The organism is Stieleria varia (assembly GCF_038443385.1).
Classification (GTDB): domain Bacteria; phylum Planctomycetota; class Planctomycetia; order Pirellulales; family Pirellulaceae; genus Stieleria; species Stieleria varia.
In genome coordinates, this window is sequence record NZ_CP151726.1 from 5,103,105 (window position 1) to 5,122,950 (window position 19,846).

The 19,846-nt window shown below is 52.2% G+C and carries 16 protein-coding genes and 1 pseudogene; 8 read left to right on the forward strand and 9 right to left on the reverse strand.

Translation table 11 applies throughout. The annotated features are described in order from the left end of the window. Positions 1-245 precede the first annotated feature (245 nt). The 5 genes and pseudogenes from Pla52nx_RS17180 (at position 246) to Pla52nx_RS17195 (ending at position 5,267) form a co-directional block, all read left to right on the forward strand. On the forward strand, positions 246-1,139 hold the full coding sequence (locus Pla52nx_RS17180; protein WP_342190176.1) for a HesA/MoeB/ThiF family protein: 894 nt from the start codon (positions 246-248) through the stop codon (positions 1,137-1,139). After that, positions 1,139-1,624 carry a Mov34/MPN/PAD-1 family protein gene (locus tag Pla52nx_RS32955; protein WP_197454900.1) on the forward strand — a complete coding sequence of 162 codons (486 nt, stop codon included), beginning with the start codon at positions 1,139-1,141 and terminating at the stop codon, positions 1,622-1,624. The genes Pla52nx_RS17180 and Pla52nx_RS32955 overlap by 1 nt, the downstream gene beginning before the upstream one ends. A 439-nt stretch (positions 1,625-2,063) precedes the next feature. Continuing rightward, complete coding sequence (locus tag Pla52nx_RS17185; protein WP_146522111.1) at positions 2,064-2,522, forward strand: hypothetical protein; 459 nt, start codon at positions 2,064-2,066, stop codon at positions 2,520-2,522. A 36-nt stretch (positions 2,523-2,558) separates the two neighbouring features. Further along, positions 2,559-3,614 (forward strand): annotated as a pseudogene (locus tag Pla52nx_RS17190) (IS1634 family transposase); the annotation flags it as partial. 78 nt (positions 3,615-3,692) lie between these two features. Continuing rightward, positions 3,693-5,267 carry a hypothetical protein gene (locus tag Pla52nx_RS17195; RefSeq protein ID WP_146522109.1) on the forward strand — a complete coding sequence of 525 codons (1,575 nt, stop codon included), beginning with the start codon at positions 3,693-3,695 and terminating at the stop codon, positions 5,265-5,267. 1,077 nt (positions 5,268-6,344) lie between these two features. Here the strand turns inward: Pla52nx_RS17195 and Pla52nx_RS32960 are convergent. Next, the gene (locus Pla52nx_RS32960) at positions 6,345-6,449 is read right to left on the reverse strand and encodes a helix-turn-helix domain-containing protein (RefSeq protein ID WP_146522253.1); all 105 of its coding nucleotides are present in this window, start codon (positions 6,447-6,449) and stop codon (positions 6,345-6,347) included. Positions 6,450-8,399: 1,950 nt separating this feature from the next. Between Pla52nx_RS32960 and Pla52nx_RS17200 the strand changes: the two genes are divergently transcribed. Continuing rightward, positions 8,400-8,705: a hypothetical protein gene (locus tag Pla52nx_RS17200; protein WP_146522108.1), complete on the forward strand. Its 306-nt coding sequence runs from the start codon at positions 8,400-8,402 to the stop codon at positions 8,703-8,705. 911 nt (positions 8,706-9,616) lie between these two features. Here Pla52nx_RS17200 and Pla52nx_RS17205 read toward each other — a convergent pair. The 5 genes from Pla52nx_RS17205 to Pla52nx_RS17225 form a co-directional block, all read right to left on the reverse strand. Further along, positions 9,617-9,955: a hypothetical protein gene (locus Pla52nx_RS17205; protein ID WP_146522107.1), complete on the reverse strand. Its 339-nt coding sequence runs from the start codon at positions 9,953-9,955 to the stop codon at positions 9,617-9,619. A gap of 1,751 nt (positions 9,956-11,706) precedes the next feature. Next, positions 11,707-12,075, reverse strand: coding sequence for a hypothetical protein (locus tag Pla52nx_RS17210; RefSeq protein ID WP_342190177.1), 369 nt, complete (start codon positions 12,073-12,075; stop codon positions 11,707-11,709). A gap of 130 nt (positions 12,076-12,205) precedes the next feature. After that, the gene (locus tag Pla52nx_RS17215) at positions 12,206-12,667 is read right to left on the reverse strand and encodes a hypothetical protein (RefSeq protein ID WP_146522105.1); all 462 of its coding nucleotides are present in this window, start codon (positions 12,665-12,667) and stop codon (positions 12,206-12,208) included. Between the two features lie 706 nt (positions 12,668-13,373). After that, the gene (locus tag Pla52nx_RS17220) at positions 13,374-13,796 is read right to left on the reverse strand and encodes a hypothetical protein (RefSeq protein ID WP_146522104.1); all 423 of its coding nucleotides are present in this window, start codon (positions 13,794-13,796) and stop codon (positions 13,374-13,376) included. Positions 13,797-13,858: 62 nt separating this feature from the next. After that, a complete protein-coding gene (locus Pla52nx_RS17225) occupies positions 13,859-14,434 on the reverse strand; it encodes a hypothetical protein (protein WP_146522103.1) in 576 nt (191 codons plus the stop codon). A gap of 336 nt (positions 14,435-14,770) precedes the next feature. Between Pla52nx_RS17225 and Pla52nx_RS17230 the strand changes: the two genes are divergently transcribed. Continuing rightward, positions 14,771-15,343, forward strand: a complete 573-nt coding sequence (locus Pla52nx_RS17230) for a hypothetical protein (RefSeq protein WP_342190178.1) — start codon at positions 14,771-14,773, stop codon at positions 15,341-15,343. A gap of 118 nt (positions 15,344-15,461) precedes the next feature. Here the strand turns inward: Pla52nx_RS17230 and tnpA are convergent, their stop codons facing one another. Then, a complete protein-coding gene (tnpA, locus tag Pla52nx_RS17235; protein ID WP_146523860.1) occupies positions 15,462-15,941 on the reverse strand; it encodes an IS66 family insertion sequence element accessory protein TnpA in 480 nt (159 codons plus the stop codon). A 445-nt stretch (positions 15,942-16,386) separates the two neighbouring features. On the opposite strand from tnpA, the gene Pla52nx_RS17240 reads away from it, so the two are divergent. Continuing rightward, positions 16,387-17,187, forward strand: coding sequence for a hypothetical protein (locus Pla52nx_RS17240; RefSeq protein ID WP_146523859.1), 801 nt, complete (start codon positions 16,387-16,389; stop codon positions 17,185-17,187). Between the two features lie 390 nt (positions 17,188-17,577). Here the strand turns inward: Pla52nx_RS17240 and Pla52nx_RS17245 are convergent, their stop codons facing one another. Both Pla52nx_RS17245 and Pla52nx_RS17250 read right to left on the reverse strand, forming a co-directional pair. Further along, positions 17,578-17,916, reverse strand: coding sequence for a hypothetical protein (locus tag Pla52nx_RS17245; RefSeq protein ID WP_146523858.1), 339 nt, complete (start codon positions 17,914-17,916; stop codon positions 17,578-17,580). Between the two features lie 45 nt (positions 17,917-17,961). Next, the gene (locus Pla52nx_RS17250; RefSeq protein WP_197455177.1) at positions 17,962-18,765 is read right to left on the reverse strand and encodes an AAA family ATPase; all 804 of its coding nucleotides are present in this window, start codon (positions 18,763-18,765) and stop codon (positions 17,962-17,964) included. Positions 18,766-19,846: the final 1,081 nt, after the last annotated feature.

Sequence of the window (19,846 nt, forward strand, 5' to 3'; positions counted from 1 at the left end):
GAGTCGAAATTTGCCATTCCAAGCGAACTATCCAGCCTGCGATCTGGACACTGGCCGACTTCCTACCAGTGCTTGAGCCGTATCAAGTTCCCACGACTTGGAAGGAAATGAGACGGGTTTTTCTAGCGCATGGTGATAACATTGACACAAGACTCCGCGATTGCTTTCGTCTGATCCGTGACGGGTACCAACGATTCCTGCTTGTTGGAATCCCTGTCAGTAAACGAATCGGCGAAGCACCGTCAATGATTCACTGGCAGCCACTGGCCCTACCCCCTGTTTCCTTTGGCATCAATTTTGCCAAGGGATTTCGCCCCAATGATGAAGGTTACTGGCGCCGCGATCGGCGCGAGTTGGTCGGAAACGGCGAGACGATAAATTGGCAAACCGGTAAGAGCTGGGGCAAAGACGATTTGACCATCAGAGGACGACTCGAAAACAAATTGAGTGACAAAAGAATTGCGATCATTGGAGCCGGCGCGGTTGGGTCGGTTTTGTCTGAGTTGATGTGTCGTGCAGGGGCGCACAAACTCACAATCGTGGACTATGACGATTTGGAGCAGGGGAATCTTTGCCGTCACCTCCTAGACATCAGCGACCTCGGACAGAACAAAGCGGTCGCGATGGCAACTCGACTGAACAAAGGCCACCCACATTCGGCCTGTACAGCGATCGATGCGAGATTTCCTAAGCAAACGCAGCAACAGAATCTGAAACTCCAAGAGGCAGACCTAGTCATTGATTGCACCGGCGATGATCAGGTAACTCGTGATCTGGCGTCGTTTGCCTGGACAGATGAAAAGCAAATTGTGTCACTGTCGCTCGGCTATGCAGCCAAGAGGCTGTACTTCTACGCAAACCCGTCTGGTAAATTCGATCCTAAGGACTTTGCGTCGAAAGTAACTCCATTTCTTGAGCAGGATGCGAGCGAACACGATGGCCAGTTGTTGCATCAGGGCATCGGGTGCTGGCACTCAGCCTTTCCAGCACGCATTGATGATGTTTGGATGTTAACATCGGCCGGAATAAAGTTGCTGGAAGCATGGTGCACTGGTTTGTCAGAGGGCAATTTCGCTGTACTAGAGCAAGTTATCGATGAAGGCGGATTCTCCGGTATTATCCGGCGCGGAGCTGCATAGTGCTATTCCCCTATGAGTATTGGTCCGAGTGCGGAAAATTCGGGCTGCAGATTCCCGAGAAGCAGCAGGGCGAACTCATATCGTTTTGCCGAAACGCAGGAAGCATCGAGACGGGCGGTATTCTGCTAGGCAGATACGTCGAAGCTGATTCATGTGCGCTGGTTACAATCGTTACAGGGCCTCCACCGGATTCAAGGCAAACCAGTAGTGCATTTGACCGTGGGGTGAACGGCCTGCAGCAATTGCTGGATCGATTGTGGACTAAGAACGAGGCATACTACCTTGGCGAGTGGCACTACCACCCCGCACAAGTTCCAACCGCAAGTCCGCAAGACAAACTGCAAATGCAAAGCATTGCCGGTAGTCAAGACTACGCCTGTCCTGAACCTTTGCTAGTTATTGTTTCACATGGAGGCAATACGACCGAATTTCATTTGGCCGTTTCCGTTCACAGGTCAAAAATGCAGCCTATTGCACTAAAGTGAAACGGCGAATCGGCTTGGTCAGATAGCTCAACTGGCCTTGAACTGTCTGGTTTCGCTCAGCCTAGCCCAACTTCCCCAACGTTTTCGTTGAGAGATTTTTTTTCGATAATTTTCGGGGTGTTCGGGGCCAGATTTGGTTGCCGCTGTTTTTCAGCTTTCCCAAATTCTCGTGTTCTGTCCCAACCTGCGTTGTAGTGACGACTTTTGAGCTGGCGTACCCTGCTGCGATGCCTAACATCCTGGCATGTTCATTCGGCAAAAGTTTCGAAACAAGAACGGCAAGCGACACGCCTAATGGGCGCTCGCCGAGTCCTATCGCACCGAGAGAGGACCAAGGCAAAGAGTTGTCTCCTGGCTTGGCAAGCTCGACGAGCAAGGACGTGTTAACGTCGACAGTCTTGCGGAATGTCAGAATCAACAACAAGACAACAAAGGCCAAGTGCAACTCGAGCTCTTCGACGCCCCAAAACCACAATGGGTCACCGTCGATGCTGCAAACGTTCGCGTCGAAAACTGCAAGCAGTTTGGCGCCCCCTGGTTGGCAATCCAATTGATCGAAAAACTCAAACTCGATCAATTCTTCGAGCACGTTATGCCGCGTGGGCAAGAAACCGTTCCATGGGCAACGACCGCGATGCTGCTGATCATCGCCAGACTTTGCGATCCTCCCAGCGAACTCTACATCGCTGAACGATGGTATCCTAAAACGGCACTACCTGACCTACTTGGAGTTCCCATCTCACGCGTTGATGACAACCGGCTCTACCGAGGACTTGACCATCTTTTGCCTCACAAAGAACTCTTGGAAAAGCATCTAAAAGATCGACTTGGAGACTTGTTCGAACTGGAGTACGACCTGCTGCTCTACGACGTTACAAGCACCTACTTTGAAGGTTAAGCCGAGGCAAATCCGAAAGCGTAACGAGGACACTCTCGCGACAAGCGACCGGACTGCAAACAGGTCTGTATCGGCCTGGTCGTGTCGCGATGTGGAATGCCGTTGGGATACCGTGTTTTCTCGGGGAATACGGAAGATGTGACAACGGTCGAGGAGATCGTCGAGGCGATGGAAAAACAGTATGGCGTCGCCGATCGCGTGTGGGTCATGGATCGCGGAATGGTCAGCGAAGACAACTTGAAGTTTTTCCGAGCAGGTAATTTTCGCTACATCATTGGCACGCCCAAGTCGATGCTCAAGAAGTTTGAAGCCGAGCTGTTGGCAAAGGACTGGCACGAAGTCCGTGGTGGCCTGGAAGTCAAACTTTGTAAGCGCGACGATCTCGCCGCGGGCGAGTGTTTTGTTGTGTGTCGTTCGGCTGATCGTCGCAAGAAAGACGAAGCGATTCTTCGTCGCAGCGAAGAGAAGATTGAAGCTCGATTGAAAACGATGACCGAGCGTTGCCTGAAACAGAATCGCGATGTTCAGAAAGTGGAACGAGAGATCGGTAAACTTCTCGGCAAAAACACTCGCGCGGCAAAACTGTTTGAGGTGGTGGTGAAAGCGGACGAAAGTGGTGCCGCAAAAATCCTCTGGAAGAAGATCACTTTAGAGACGGATTGGGCGAAGCTCAGCGCAGGTTGTTATCTACTTCGGACGAATGTAACGGATTGGAAAGATGAGGATCTTTGGAGGGCCTATACGCAACTGAGCGAGGCGGAGAATGCATTCAGAATTCACAAAACAGATTTGCAACTGCGTTCAATTTGGCATCAGGAGGAAGACCGTTTGGAGGCCCACTTGTTGGTCTGTTTTCTCGCGTACGTTCTGTTGAAAAGTTTGGGTAGGCTGTGTGCTCGCGCGGGGTTGGGAGACGAGCCCCGTCGGGTGCTTGAGGAGTTATCTGAAATCCGACCGATGGACGTCGTCCTTCCGACATCGGCGGGGCATGAAATCCGTCGCCGATGGGGTGCAATCCCATTTCGTCGACGCTTTTTGCTGGCAATAGCTTTCGTGAAGTTCGTCGAAGGTGGTCCCTCTTTGTTGCGTTGAGTTTCGTACAATTCCTCCTTTGGAAGGATCGATTCAAATACAGCGCAAGGATGCGACATGCACACAAGAGGCGCGACCATGGACGGACCAGAAGGCAAGCAGATCGAATCTGCCGAGGAAATGATTGGCCGTTTCCTCGGGGAGTTGAATAGCCAGATTCCTCATTGGAAGCAATCTCTGGACCAATCGCCAAGTCAACTCGAACAGATCGAAAGAGCGGTTCATCAATCCTTCGCACGCGGCGCTGACATGCTCGTTGCCGGATTGCTGGCGATCACGATGGTCAGCGACCAGCTTCAACGGGCCGAGCAACAGACTCGCAAGAACTATTCCCGTCCGCTCGCAAAGGGGCGTGAAAGGACGATCGCTGTGAGGCTCCTGGGAGGAATGTTTTTATGGGTAACGACGCTCTATTGTCCCCCCAAAAAGAAGCGTTTCGGACGAGACGACAAACCCCGAGTGGGGATCGATCTCACACTGGCACAGTTTGGATTTGGCAAAGCCGTTTCGCCTGCCCTGCAGAGTCAAGTTGCCCGAAAAGTCGCGCTTTGCCCTTCGATCAGTTTTGCACATCAAGAACTATTACGTGACGGCGTCCAGCTCGATGCCAAGACTGTCAAACGTGTGACCTATCAATGCGGCGAGGGGCTTCTAGCGTTGCGTACTCACCGCATTGAGCAAATGCGACAAGGCAAGCTGCCCGTGGGAGATGAATTGGCCGGAAAGCGAGTGTCCGTGCAAATCGACGGCGGAAGAATGAAGATTCGTGGCCCAATGAGGAAGAAGCTCAAGACGAGTGAGAAAGTCGACGACGATGGCCTTTTGATCGAGGACTCCCCGGGCCGCTCACGCAAGGTTCCAAAGCGCACTTATCAGACGGATTGGCGAGAGCCGAAACTGGTGACAATCTTCATCCACGATGAGTACGGCAAAATGGAAAAGAAGACGAAAGCAACGATCGATGGCACGCTCCGTGGTCCCGATGCAATCGCTGAAGTGATAGCGATGCATTTGCATCGGTTGGGGGCGGCCAAAGCGTTGAGCGTGACTTTTGTTGCTGACGGAGCGCCGTGGATCTGGGACCGCGTCAGCTGGATCATCAAAATGGCGGGGCTGCAAAACGTCGAAACGGTCGAGGTCTTGGATTGTTGCCATGCAGTGCATCACATATCGCTTGCGTTGGCCGCATTGGGCTTATCCAAAGAGGAGCGAAATCCCCTTTACCGTCAGCACCGTACGCTTCTGCGAAATGGCCAATGGCGTCGTGTGGTTGAGGAGCTGTCTTCACTTCAGCGGGAAGATGATCCGATTGACGCGTTGAATACGGAAACCTCTTACCTTCGCCACCACGGTGAGGCAGGTCGGCTGAGCTACGTCTCGTTTCGCTCTCGCGGTCTGCCGTGCGGCAGTGGTGCGATCGAAAGCGGGATCCGCCGGGTGATCAATTTACGGCTAAAAAGCAACGCGATGTTTTGGACGGCCGAGAATGCGGAATCGATGCTCCAAGTTCGTAGCCAAGTGATCCCAGATCAATGGGACAAAGCAATGGTGGAGCTTGCGGAATTCCGGCGGACGGTAGCATACGATGGCTACCAATGGACTCCAGTGGAGACAAGCTGCAAAAGTGAAAACTCTCATAGCACCGCAACTTGATCCCGCAATTTACGGGTTTCTAACGACGCTTTTGTTGGATTGCGCCCCGCCGATGCGTTTCGCGACCCAGTGAGCATCAATCGATCCCGCTCGATCGACTGGGCCTCAAACTGCCCAGCCGTCTCTTTGGCACGGAAATGTAGTGCCAACTTTTTTATAAGAAAACCCCGGCTTTTACCGCTCCAGGCACATTTCGCTGGGGAAGTTGGGCTAGCATTGCCTCCCGATAAGAATTGGTATCGCCAGTACCAGAACTACTTACCCGTGCCTAATGGTGCAACTTCAGTCGCTGCTCAATGATCTCGGCGCGAACGTTGAGTTGACGAACGAGTGTCAACGAACGACCAAGGCTGGAATGTTCACAAAATGCGAGAATCTGGATCTACTTCGCGAATTGTCGGGACTATCAATGAGTGCCCGAAAATGTGGCCGGGTCAATATGCATTGCACGGATTCGTGCCTCCGGCGTTGACGCTACGAACAATAGTGACGGAATCCTGGGCTGGTGCCACAAAGGGCTACAGCTTGAAACGCCTGACAAACAAGCCACCTCGGCCGTGCCCCCATACTGTTACATCTTTCACGTGCCAAATCAGTACGAGGTGAAAACATGACGGATCACCCAATAAACGAGATGCGGATCACAATCTCCGCGGCTTCTCTTTGTCCAAAATTCAAGCGGTGCAGCTCAATCAATCTCTGCGCAGCTGAACGCCGATTTGGAAGATCGACCAGAGCATGTCCAATTTGCTATGCAGAGAACCAATTTGCAGGATGGCTGACGAACGCGTCGGCTTCGACAGTTGGAAGGATGACTTGAGCAGCAACCCAAGAACTCCGACTAGATTAGAATACCTGCAGTGCCGTCGATTGGATCACGTTTGACTTTTGCCCCGAGCGGACGCATCTGGCCGACGGCACTTCCTCCTTTTCCATGCCCATCCGCGACAGCAATCTGTTTAACATCGCAGTGCTTGTCGAGCTCGCGAAGGTCGGCATCGATGCAGCGGCTGTCTATCCAAGACGTTCTTCAACAGTCTGAATGGCCACACTTTGCGTTTGCTGTCAATCAATGAGCTACAGGTCGTCGACCAACTCGGCTGGTGTGACGCCTATTGCATTGGCTAAACGGTAGATCGTCAGCAGCGCGGGGTTTCGCTCGCCATTCTCGTATTCAGAAATGACTGGCTGAGCCGCGCGATTTCGCGTGCTCTGCGCATTCTTTGTCTGGTCTCTCCAATCTAAAGTTCATTCGCACTGACGGGGGGCCATTGCTGCCACGCATTGGTGAATTGAGAGCAATGCTGTTAAAAGAAGGAGTCTTAAAAACATTGGCTTAGGTTCCTTAACATGGTCGACTGTCCCCAGATCTTTCCTTCAAAACCTGTGGAAGACGTGCGTCAATAGTCATTTTGGAGGGTATGTATCATGAGGTCGCAGATTAGCTAAACCACCGTAATAGCTTGGTTTGATTCAGCTTGAGTTGAATAACAGAGAGCTCGGTGACGAAATGTGCAAAACGGTATTTTGGCGACCGGCCCTCAACATACCGTCGAAAATTTTCCCCTACAGCCGCATGCGATCCTAGGTGGCTTGAGTTGCTCCAAGAATCGCGAAACGGCTAGAATCGTAAACTTAGCGCACTCAGCTCTCTTAGCGAACCACCAAGTAACGACCGACCTGCTTCACCGGCCAGTTAAGGTTTAGTAAAGCTTGAAGCATCGATCCGTGACGCACATCAAACAAATAGTGCTTCATCGTTCCCGAGTGTAGTCCTCGCCATCTACTGATAGTTTGAGTGCGGAGCCATACTTCGCATCTCTTTACCTCTTCTGGGATTGACGGTCGGGAGAGTGTTAGAACATCAGAAAGTGACATTTTGTTTCCTCATTTTGGTATGAGCTTGAAACGGAAGGAGATCCCAATGAACGTTCATTTGGGAAAGAAACGCGCTAGCTCGCGCTGGCGCTTCACATAGGTGCATGCGGTGTGCTCACGCACCTCTTTGCGCATCTCAACCGGCTGTCGTAGGGCAGCAAGTCTTCAACGCGCTAATGGTCGGATTTCTCAGTTGCAAACGGCGCTTGGGTTGGCGCTTGTGAAAGCATCTGAATCCGCGATTTGAAATTCGAAACGAAGGAATGAAAGGGCCCGTTGCGATTTGGTTGTTCTCGATCGATATGCTGAAGCGATCTGGTGCCGAAGGTTGATCGCATTGATCGGTTATCCTTCAGTGAACCGCTCGATGGGTTTAGTTCGCCGCTCGCTTTGACCACTCAATGCGCGGCAATGCACATGCATGTTGCTGCGTCCAGGGTGAATTTGGTTCAAAGTGCATTTATGGCGATTTGTGAGGTGAACCGTCGCCCCGGAAGGGCCCAACTCTCAACAACCAATCGGACAAAGAGGTCTGGGCTAGGTAACGTTGATACCAGCCATTCCTGCGTTACGTGACGCAGCGAGAGCGACGCACTAGGGTTTGGAGGAGAATGACTGATCCGTTCTTAGTTAGCTTGTGTCTCCATTCCTTCCTCAACCCGGTGTTTGGAAAGTCAGGGAGAAGGGGTGGGGAGGGTTATCCCACCAACGGAAACAAGGCACTCGATAACTCTGACGTCAGTACCCTTGTGTCACTATTTTCCAGTTTTCTTGAAACTTGGCGGGTCTCAAAGAAGAAACCAAGAGAATTGATCGCAAGAGAAGAGGGTGTCTCGGTTCAAGAAGCAGATTCACCAGAGTAAGTCCCGTTATCCGCACAGACTAACTAAACTGGTTGATATAAACGGAGTTTCTGGAAAAATCGTTTCGCTACTGCTTGAGGATTAACGTCGGTTGCTTTAGTTTGCCAGGGATGAACGATTTAATCTGTTTTCAACCGACGCAACAGCACGCGGCGCAGAATAACCACTACCTCCTTTCTAATGAGCAGCCTCGCAAAGAGGGTGACGGAGGTTTTGTGTTGCTCATCCTTCTGATGGCAGCAGTCGCATTTTTCTTCCTGGTTCCCCATCCATCCATCGATGACGATCCTGTGATTAGATGACGTTCGAGGATGGAGCTTGTCTCCTTCTCAATGCAGTCCAGTCTAAATGCACCTTGCCTACGGGCTATTTTGAATGTTCGAGCCAAGCTATGAAAGAAGACCTTCAAGAAGCAATTTCACAGTTCCTGGGACGACAGGTTCTCTTCCATGAAACTGGTTCGAGCGATGGCAAACTATGGTTTTCCTTTCTTGACATTGACGAAGTTGAATACGTTGCCTTTGGCAGCAGTTCGCTGGAATCTAAAGTTTGGCAATTTACGCTTGTGTCTCATCCAGAACATGTGAGCTTTCGCAAAAGTGGTGCTATTGAAAGGGGAGATCTGCTTTCCCAGGGCGAGTTGTTCATCGTACTGAGAAGCGCACCGAAAAACGGTGTTGAAACGGCGCGAAAATAGCTCGGATCTCCTGACGCTTGCAAGGAATCTGGAAGCCGTATATCCTTACGGCAGCTAGGGTTAGTGCCTTTGCTGGCGAGAGCTGACGTGGGGATTGCAAATCCTTTATTCGTGGGTTCGAATCCCACCGTCGCCTCTTTTTTTTCGGATTTGGGGAACAGCAGCCTCGTGAATCCGAGTTTTTAGTGAGCCTCGTTGGAGTGGAAGGCTTCAGCCGATCTGAGCACTCATCGAAAACCGTTTGAGTGGTAGGCTTCAGCCGATCTGAGCATTCATCGAAAACCGTTGGAGTGGTAGGCTTCAGCCGATCTGAGCACTCATCGAAAACCGTTGGAGTGGCAGGCTTCAGCCGATCTGAGCATTCATCGAAAACCGTTGGAGTGGAAGGCTTCAGCCGATCTGAGCACTCATCGAAAACCGTTGGAGTGGCAGGCTTCAGCCGATCTGAGCACTCATCGAAAACCGTTGGAGTGGCAGGCTTCAGCCGATCCGAGCACTCATCGAAAACCGTTGGAGTGGAAGGCTTCAGCCGATCTGAGCACTCATCGAAAACTGTTGGAGTGGTAGGCTTCAGCCGATCTGAGCACTCATCGAAAACCGTTGGAGTGGCAGGCTTCAGCCGATCTGAGCACTCATCGAAAACCGTTGGGGTGGTAGGCTTCAGCCGATCTGATCACTCATCGAAACAGGTTTGAACGGCTGAAGCCTGGACTCCAACAGGAGGTGGACACAGGGCACCTGTCTAACCAATCTCAACACCCCCCCAACTGTCGGCGATGGACATTGAGGTCTGATCCAAGAATCAAATGGTGCTGTTTCCCCTGCGACTTGTCTGTTCATGGCCGTCGTGCTGCTGGGAATTTTGATCGGCGTCCTGATTGCTTGATGCTGTCATCCGTGCACAGCGTTGCTCATTGTCCGCGATGCTGCTTGAGAACCTTCTTGATAGCATCGTGAGTTTTGATTGGAGCACGAATGACCAAACTAGCGTTTTGCGGATAAGGTGCCATTGTTGCCGGTCCGCCGCGAGCTTCCCACGTATTGGGAGCAACTGTCGTCTGCAGGTACATCATCAAAATCTCACTGTCGAAATGTCCGTCCTTTGTCCAGACGGGCAGGTCACCAATTCGATATTGCTCGACTACGATTTGAACTTTCTCATCGGCCGGTTTATCCGCCAAGAGTGTCGCTGATGAAAAAGCGATGATCACCGCGACAGCAAGTAGCACGATGGGTTTCAATTTGCTCATCTCAGACTCCGTAGTGTTAGAAAGGGGGTGAGGCTGGGAAGCACTGTATCGAGCTTGCTGATCTGCGCAAATGCCAATCCTTCGGCGGCGACGTCCACGATGTGGCCCCAGAGGACAAAAGGGTCAAGAGCCGTTTAGCATGTCTTTACGTGAAGGATCCTGACCCTTCTGTACTTCCCTAGATCAGTGCGGAGCCAACGCGATGTGCAGGCATCGGGAGTTGGGCTTCCATGTCAAGTTGCTGACCACTGACGCTCCTGACCATCGCATCGAGATCCCACTTCTACAGGCCAGCGGCAGAAACGCCATTCGCGTGATGACTCTCGGACTTCAAAAAGGCGTCGTAAACGGCGTAGAATTCTGACTCGGTTAGAGTACGCGGGCGATCGCGGATTGACGTCGGAAGTAGCCGGTATACCGACATTCGGTAGTCGCGTCTCGAGTCCAAAATCGCAAGGGTCTGTTCAAGGCCGTCGCGATTGCAGCTTCCGCAGCATCCCTCGTATATCTCCGTCGAAAAACTCGAAAGTCCAGGCAAATCTGCCAGCCTCGATACGTCTAAATTGTCGTAGGCGTTGATTGGAACTGTCACATGCATTACGCGAGCACCTAAGAAAGGGCGTTGAAGTGACCAAGGCGCATACTCAATACGCCCTCCATTGGATTCAACCTCGCGTATCAACATGAGCCGAGGATACTCAATCCATAGATAGGCCCCACACGGAACAGCCGCGAAGATGGTCGCCGTCAAGAGCGAGCGAATGCTGTAGCGAATTCTTGGCATGAGGTCTGTGGAATCGGAGGAGCTGACCGAAGATGGCCGTTGAGGTTTCCATTTGTAAACACGTCACGCCGTTCTTCGCTGATTGGCATGATTCCGCAATTCACGTCCCATCGACGCGAGTCTGCTGGGAACGCGTATTAGAGCCGCTATGGTACACGACAAAGCAATCAAGATCGCTGTCATCTCGTAGATGTCATGCGTGTCTAGAAAAAGCTTGCGACAAGTCACTAAAAGTGCCACGAATAATGTTGCGGCAAACAGCGATGTTATTGAAAAGCGATATCGAGTCAGGCCCCCGTCCCGGACCCAAACGTACGTATCACACGTCACGAATATTGCTAATGCCGCATTAAGTAGTAGAGCGTAGACGTTTACATGGTCCCAAGGGCAATTGTCAAACGGCCACCGTGAATATGCCGCAAAGGGGGCCGGAAAAGATCTTGCCGATGGTTGACCTTTCTTGCCTACAGGATAGACACCGATACGAAAGAGTCCCGCGAATGGCCAGCCATGTATCCAGTTCCCTCCACCAGAGTTAAAGACGCGTTCTTGCGGCACCTTGTAGTCCTGAAACGACGGAAGATTTGGATTGCGAGACTGGAGAGGAAATCGGAGTAAGTGCAAGGGTTGACCGTCTGCATTCACAATTGCAAATGCAGAGAGAGTGACAATTGCGGCTGCTATTGGGATTAGATTGTTGCGCAACTTAAGTAGCCTTTGTTTTCCGAACGCTGGCGGTATCCGAGACGCTGGGTTTGATCCGTGGATTGTACCGCCCGTTTCGCCCGCGTTGCAAATCGAGTCCTGAATCCGCGGGAACGAGAAAAGGTGAACGAGAAAAGGTGAACGACACCTTATCTCCACCGACACCTTTTCTCGACCCCTGGTTCTAATGTGCTTAGCTCTCAAGATCGCGTTGTCGCCCGCTCGTGTGCAACGGAATGGTTACACGGCGATTCGGTATGAGTCAGCCGAGCGAAAGAACCCTGCAACCCGTGATCTCCTTAAGTCGAGACTCTTGCGAGGTCTTGAGAGGATTTACAAAAATGACAGTGTCCGCCTGACGATCGGAAGCCATAGCGGCAAGTTCGTCCACTTTGCCAGCACCAATAATCGTGGCGGCACGTAATGGCGCGTTCATTTTTGTGACCCCTCCAGGTTTCTTAGCGCTTGATACACCGCGACGTTGAACGACACGACCGACCACAGTTGCGCCGAGTCGAGTCAACATCGCTTCAACTTCGTCTATGTGCTGGGGCGCATCCTTGTCCTTGGCCGACACGAGTCCGGCGATTATGCATCGTGTTCCCGCAACGTCGCTTTCGCTGACTTTCATGACACAAGAAACTCCACTTAGGCTTTTCCGTATAACGTAGTCGATCAGCCAGCGGCGACGGTTGATCTTCCATTTCAAGACACCCCACTACCGCGACTCGGTTGCATCGGATGGTTCGTCGATTGCTTGACTATGAATCCGGGGCTCGGCAGTTGTACCGATTGACCAACCAGAAGACAAACGAAAGAAAACCGTGTGAAACTAAAGTTGCCAAAACAAATGCCAACAAAGCATGCCCCCAAGACGGAACAAAGTTCCCCGATGCTCCCCAATAAATGAGCATCACTGGACCTTTGTTGCACCAGAATGCATTCAGATTGCCAAGCATCACGCCGACCGCAAGCAGCCAGCCATTGCCCCTCAGTGTTGAGAACCGATAGGCCAATACGGTTAAGAAGCCCAGGAGTGCTCCTCCCATGTAGGGGAATTCTGTTTCCCGAGGACCGGTCCAAATGGCAGCCCACTGTAAAGCGGTACCGAAGAAGAACCCGAATACCAACGATGGCCACCACCGGACTCGCGGAGTACCGGAGGCAAAATCGACTGCCGAGCGCGATTCGATTGGAGCGTAAGGATTGAGTGGTTCGGACATATTCGCTTCAACCGACGAACGGTGGTCGTCACCGAGGACCGCCAATGTGGTTTCCATTTGTAACCGCGTGACGCGGTCCTTCGGTACACGACATGGTTCTGGCTTCAGGATCGCTCGGACGCTGGAGGTCGTAGATAAGTATCGCCCACCAGTTTACCGAATTCTGTATGTAGTGTCTCTACTCTTGTGTCGAAGATTCGTCGGTGTACGGCCTGAGTACAATTTCTGTCGCACTCGCCGGAGGGATGCGTCGCGTCAAACTGCTAATTAACGACGCGGGCACCGGATCGGAATAGAAATATACAGTTGGTGCGGAGTAGCATTGAAGCGATGCAGGGAGCGTAATTGCGAAAAAGAGTGTCACAATCAGAAGTGTCCGAATCGAGAATTGCGTAATAGGCCTCATGGTGCAATCTAAATGGGTAAGAGCAGTCGTTGTGTCGCAGTGTGAACGAGAAAAGGTGTCCGAACGAGAAAAGGTGTCCGACACCTTTTCTCGCGGATCAGCGGCAAGGGCCCTTGGCGTCTTTCCACGACGTCCGGCGTCCAGCGCGCTTTATCCAACGAGTATCTGGCCGCTGAGGGCTTGTTTATTCTTGAAGAGTACTGGCTATCGCTTGCATCCTTGAGGCGAAACGCCTAGTGCGGACCCGCATGCTAGGTGTTGTGGGAGGGGTCCCGGGCAACCGGGCCCCTATCCCGATTGTCATGGTTCGCCGCTTACGTTATCGGGATGTTTGCGCCTGTATCGCCGTGGAGGCGGGTTTCGATTCCAGGCGTATGTCCATTCATCCCACCATACAGTCAAAGACGTAAGGTGAAAATACATCTTTGAATTGCGAGCAGTTGAATCAGCATCGATAAGCCCAAGTGCGCGGGCATGTTCCCAAATCGTGTCTCCAAAAATCATCGGCCGCTGCACCTTGGATTGCACAAGTCGGTCACGTTCCTCGTCAACCCTGTAGCTCGGCCAGCAGTATCCGGCGCGATAGGCCTCCGAAAACACACGAAAGAAATCCTGCTTGTATGGCTCCTGTTCAACACTAACTACATCCTCGTAGCCCTTGAGCAAATCGAATATCTGATCGAGGAACGTAGCGTGTTCGGTCATCCATAGTTTTTTGGCCATAGCAGCAATCTATTGCACGCAATGTCTTTTGGAACCTAAGGCTCGTGGGCTCGCGGTCACGTTCATGAATCGATTCCGTTCATCATTTTAGTGCCTTGCTCAGCTGCGGACATTCCAATGCGGAGTTGGTTGACTAACCCGATTCCACTATTCAAATAGGCGTACCCGCAAGCTCGCAAGGCGGTTTGAAGCCCCATTAAGAAAGCGTAGTCTTGGGATCGCTTGATCGCGTAGTGCTTCACAATCGCTTCGACACCTACTGGCGCATGACGATCCATGTTCTTTGCGAAAAACCCGAAACCATGTGCCTTGAAGCGAAAATGAGGAGATGTCGCCCCCTGACTTTCAATTGAGGACGCGAATGAGTACCGACCCTTGTTTCCTGGATATGGAATCAACTCAAAACCAGATGAATTGATGCTTGGAGCGAGAACAATCGTCTGTGAAGTCAAAGCGAGAAACCACTCCGCAATTGCACATGAGACGTCGTTGGTACCAAGGTTGGAAAGCATTCGGAGAGAAAACAGGCTAATGAGCAAAATTTCGCCCGTCCGGTCGTCATCGTTGTGAGGTGATGAATCCGCATAAACCGACACTTGTTCAGGCTGGTGGAAATGAATCTCGGCGGTGTTCGTCATTGGCATGGTTTAGTTTCTGGCGCGAAATTGCATGGCAAGCCTGTCAGGTCAGCGGGCCTGGTTTCTGGGTATCAGTGAACGCTACGCGTAACCGGGAACGCGCGGGAAAGTGTCTAACGGCCAAATCGCTCAGCTCGCGTTCTCCGGTTCACGCGATGGTTACCCGCCAATGAAGCACATTATACCAGTTTAATTGCAAGCAGGTCATCACGATGAATCTGGCTCCTGGTACTCCGGAGGCGCTCAAAGGGGTCAGGCCTCTTTGTTCGCCAATTGCGTTCACCTAAGAAGCCTGATCCCTTTGTTTTCCTATCATGACAAACAGCGAGATTAACTATGCTTGGATTTCCACGGCCACTCGTCTTTGCTGAACCGCCACCGTACGTCGATGGCACTGGTGCTGAATATGCGCGGACATTGGCCGAGAAAGGACAACGGCATTCTTTCCGACTAATCGTAATCGGATGGGTCTTCATTATCGCCGCGGGCATTTGCGCACTGCTGGGGACAACCGCACGAACCCAATTTGAGGTTGAGGAGAAGGACGGCGACGTCATCGCGTTGAAGTCCGGAGCCGGGCACTGGCTCCACGCCAACATTGGAACGGTTTTCGGCGTTTGCGCAATCGTGTTTGCCGGAATTGGCTGGCAATCACTCGATAGGGCGACGGCGGCCGCACTGCTAGCGTCAGCTGCGACAACCGCACTGTCGTTCTTGCCCGCTGCCGTTGATGAAACCGCAGATATTAAGGTCTATAAGATGTGCCTTGAGGCGAAGTCAGGATGGCTCGAAGGGCGAATGAACCACGACCGGAGAAATACGATCGCTCAGTCTTTTTTTGGTGAAGGCAATACCCAACCGACCTCACGTAACCCAAAACCGATACCCAACGACGCCGACGAACAATGACATCCACCGAAGGACGCCAGCCAAGCGATTTAGCATTGGTGACTCTTTCACGCGTCCCCGGTGACGAGCGACGTTCGTCGCCGCGGACGCCGCCATGAGTTGGTTAGCGTAGTGCGATTCAATGAAGGGCGATCAAAGGAGTCAGACGATCAAGAGGGTCAGGTCTCGTTGTTTGCCAGTTGCGTTCACCTAAGAAGTTTGACCCCTTTGTTTTTTCCTTGCGTTCACCTAAGAAGCCTGACCCCTTTGTTTTTTTCTGCTGGGCAAGTGAGAGCGATCCGCTAGTCTGAATTCTCTCGATGACGGCCAGCAGGATGTCGATTCGCTGTGCTGGGATTTCGATGACGGCTCCGACGGTCAGGCGAACTCTCAGAGGCGGTTCGTCATCGATTGACTCGCCGGGGAGAACTTCAACGGGCAGGAAAGTCTGCCTCGGTTGGTCGGCCGTTTGCGAGAGTTCTCGCCGCCATTTGTAAAAGGATGCGGTCGAGATTCTTTGGTTGTCACAAAACCGAGCGATGCTCAATCCCGAGTGTGACTGGCGAGAGATCAATTCTCGCCAAGCCTGCCGCTGGGCAGGATCCGGTTTTCGCGTCATGGTGGACTCCGTGTAGGCGGGGCAAAACCCGCCAAGCTAAACCGGCAGTCAAGATGAAACCTACGTGCGCTTACCAAAAAGCAGATGAAACCATGCAAGGATGACACGGGATTGATCAATGAAGACGTCATAGAGTTTTCTGAACGTGGATGGTTCTTGAAGCCAAGGGTGGCACAAGCGGATTCGGGACGGCACAATATGGTCGCTAAATGAGTGGGCCGTGGATAGACAACGGCCTTCAACAAATATTGAATCTCAGTAAGCCCCCAACGAATGACAGTAGCGATCTGCAGTCCGCTGTTGACAATCATGATCGCGTTCTTGCATCCGTATCTCGATTCAATGTAACTCGAAAAGGATTTCTAATTGGAGTAGTTTCGGCGATTCATAAGATCGGTCGGAACGCGTCATACCTTCAAAACTGGCCAAGAGGCACCTGATCAACATGGTTAAGATGGAAAAGCTAACTGCAAAAGACAAACATTTACTTGGTGCAGTTATTGACCGAGACTCAATTCACGCCCCGATCTTGAGCACATTTAGCGAAAAGGGGTGGTCAGATACGACTGACATCGGAATTTATAGGCGTATTGAATATGATCAACCAGAAGAATTGATTCGTGGAGTAGTGATTTCGGTTCGGCAGCGATGGAATTCTTACGCGAATCAGCGGGAGCGAAATCGATTTCCAAATGATCTTTGGATGGAAGTCCTTTCCGCGTCCGCAGTACATGACAACCAACTCTTTAATAAGATGATCGAAACTCTTCCAACGAGTGGGAAAGGACCATCAAATGCGACATGCGACCTAATAATTTACGAAAGATTGCTAGCGACGATCCGGAAAACACCATTGCCTGCAGAACACTTCAAACATAACGACTTCAAATCACGAAGGCGGCCGTACACAACTGCAATATTAGATTGTATTGCGTCGTTGTCCGCAGCTGATCCCGAAGTTTTCTCGGCTGGCCTAGAGAAGTTATTGGCATCTAGCCGAAATGACAGAACGGCTACAGCCGAAAGGCGACTCATGTGCATTCATGCTCATGGCCTTTGGGAGATTGGCAACAAAGTGAACCCTCAACTAATCTCAACCTGGGATGTGTCCACCAATTTGCCGTGGGATCGAGGCTTTCATGCTTTTGTCCAGGAGGTTGGGGAAGCAAGTAAATTCATTTCTGATTATACAACAAGTTCTCACTTGCTCAATCTAATCAAGCTGCAAGAGCTTCGTCCAAGTTGACTAATGGAACGAAATGGGTTGATGAAAAGGAGGAAGCCTCGCGGCGGAATTAAATGTTACCAGCCTTTTTGATGTTGCATTTTTGGCCGAATTGAGACTGGGTTAATTTTTGGTTCTTCTGAGGGGTGCGCGGCCGAATTGTTGCGAAGATTGGAGAGACCTCTCGACGGCGTTTTCTCAATCGACTCTCTTGGGATGTTCTTGGCCGAATTGAGATCGGATGGTTTCATTGACCAGATGTGACTCAACTTTCACGGTCTCTTTCTGCGATCGCTCGGGCCGGATCGACTCGACAGCGCATCAAAAATGCGACCGCCCTTTTGGAACGGTCGCATTGCGATCTGCTTGTTTCCGATGATACCGGCACGATGCGGTGGCAACAGGTTTAGCTCACGAAGATTGTGATGAGGCCTGTTGCGACGGGGCGGATTGGCCGAGGTCGCTTCGGTATTGCTCCAGCCAACCTTCCAGGATTTTCACCGCTGGCAAGAAGTCGTGCCCGTAGTGCATCATCAAGTCGATGTTGCTGGTGTTTTCCCCGCAACAGAAGCAATGAGCCATGTTGTTTTTCGGATTCAGCGTCGCCCGTACTTCGCCGCAACGGGGACACTGAAAACGAAAGTATCCGTCCGCTTGTTTCCCGATCGGACCGCGACGCCCCAGTCGACTCACGGTTAACTTCATCGGTAATTCGTTGCGGATTGCCCGCAGGAGTTGTTTTGTAATCATAGGATTGCCCAAGGTGTGAAGTAAAGAAGTGAGTGGGGATGAATTTCAAGAATCCATCAGGTCGACCTCCTTTTGCCTGTGGGGTTGCATCAGCACGCGGTTGACCAAGTCGATGTCGATCGTCGTGCCCGACGAGGCACGCACCGCTTCGAGCATCGAAGCAAGACAGAGGTTGCGGCAACGACGCAGCACTCCGTCGGCGGTGCGGATGATCAACTCGATCGCACCGGCGGTGAACGTGTTGTGCCCCAATCCGATGCGATCAAGCTGACGCTCGATGAACTCACGCATCGCGTCTTCGTGCAGACGTTTGGTAATGACTGAATAAGTCACACGGCTTTTGATGTCCTGGTTGACCGCCAGATCCAAGCTTGCGAGCAACTCGACTTGGCCGACCAGGATCAAGTTGTGGTTCTTAGGAAAATCCTCCAGCAGGAGCCGCAAGCGGCGGAGGTTTTCCATGTCCATTAGGTGCGCGTCATCGATGACCGTGACGAGCATCTTGCCCGATCGATTCAGAGCGAAAGCTTGCTGGATCAGTTTGCGTTCGCATTTGAACGCGCTGGTTTCGAACTCGATCTTGAAGGCCTCACAGAGGATCTTCACCGTGTTGGTGTAGGTGTGCAGCGTGCGTGCGATCGACGCGACCAGGTAGTCTTTGTCGGGAAGTCGCTTGAGGGACTCTTTGATCACGGACTTGCCCGTTCCGGGGCGACCGACCACCAGGCACAAGCCGCCTTGTTGGCTGTGAACACGTAGCGTGTCGTGGATTTCTTGCTGGTGGGAGAGCAGTTCAATGTCGCGCAGGGCGAATGGGTCTTGAGTGAGACCGAAGTAGGATCGAATCATGGGTGGATGTTGGAAATGGGAGGAGTGAAGTTGGTAGTTGGCTTTTCGTGCTCGAAGTCGCTTGGGATGGATGCGTGTTGGGTGAAGCAACGTTTCAGCGCTCAGCCCTCTCATCCCCAGCCCTTCTCCCCCAGAAAAGCTGGGGGAGAAGGGAGCCAGGGTGGACGAGTGGTGCGGATTGTGGTTCGGGGCCCACGGCTATGCGCGGATGATTCATCAGCCGGCACGCGATAGCGTCCAGTTCCCGATGACAGGCGTGAGAACCGGACGCTATCGCGTGGCGGCTGATATGCGCAGACTGTCTTCGTGCCAATCCACGTAAACTGTTACCGGCCTTTTTGATGTCGCATTCTTGGCCGAATTGAGATCGGATGGTTTCATTGACCAGATGTGACTCATTGTTCACGGTCTACGTAAGATGGATTCTTTGCTTCCGCCGGGCTTGCCCCGGTTCGGAGCAACAAATGGCAGCTACCCTCAACACAATCGCATTCACTTCCCCACCGCCCGCGAATCGCCTTTGGCGATTCGCGGGCGGTGGGGAAGTTTTGTTGGCTTGGGCAAGTAGCCGTCAGTTGTTTCCTCCGCCGAGACAAGCTCGACGGAAGGAACTGCTAATCAGAGAAAGTAGGATCGAATCATGGGTGGAAGTTTGAAGTGGGAGGAGTGAAGTTTGAAGTTGGCTTTTCGTGCGCGAAGTCGCTTGGAATAGGCATGTGTTGGGTGAAGCAACGTTTCAGCGTTCAGCCCCCTCATCCCCAGCCCTTCTCCCCCAGAAAAGCTGGGGGAGAAGCCAGAGTGGACGAGTGGTGCGGATTGTGGTACGGGGCCCACGGCTAGCCCGGATTATTCACGTCTGCCCTCGGTGGACGGATCGGCAGCTTTGATTTCATTTATTGCGATCTATTTGTGGGACCGCTACACAAGGCCCCTTTCCCCCAATCGCACTACGGTCGATGGAGCGTCGCATTCAACGTGCGATGGGGGCAGTTAGCCGCTCGGTGAGAATGCCGCCAGAGTGCGGCTCACCTTGAAAAGAAAATTTCCGTGCGGCCAACTCGACGGAATCAGGAGGCGGATG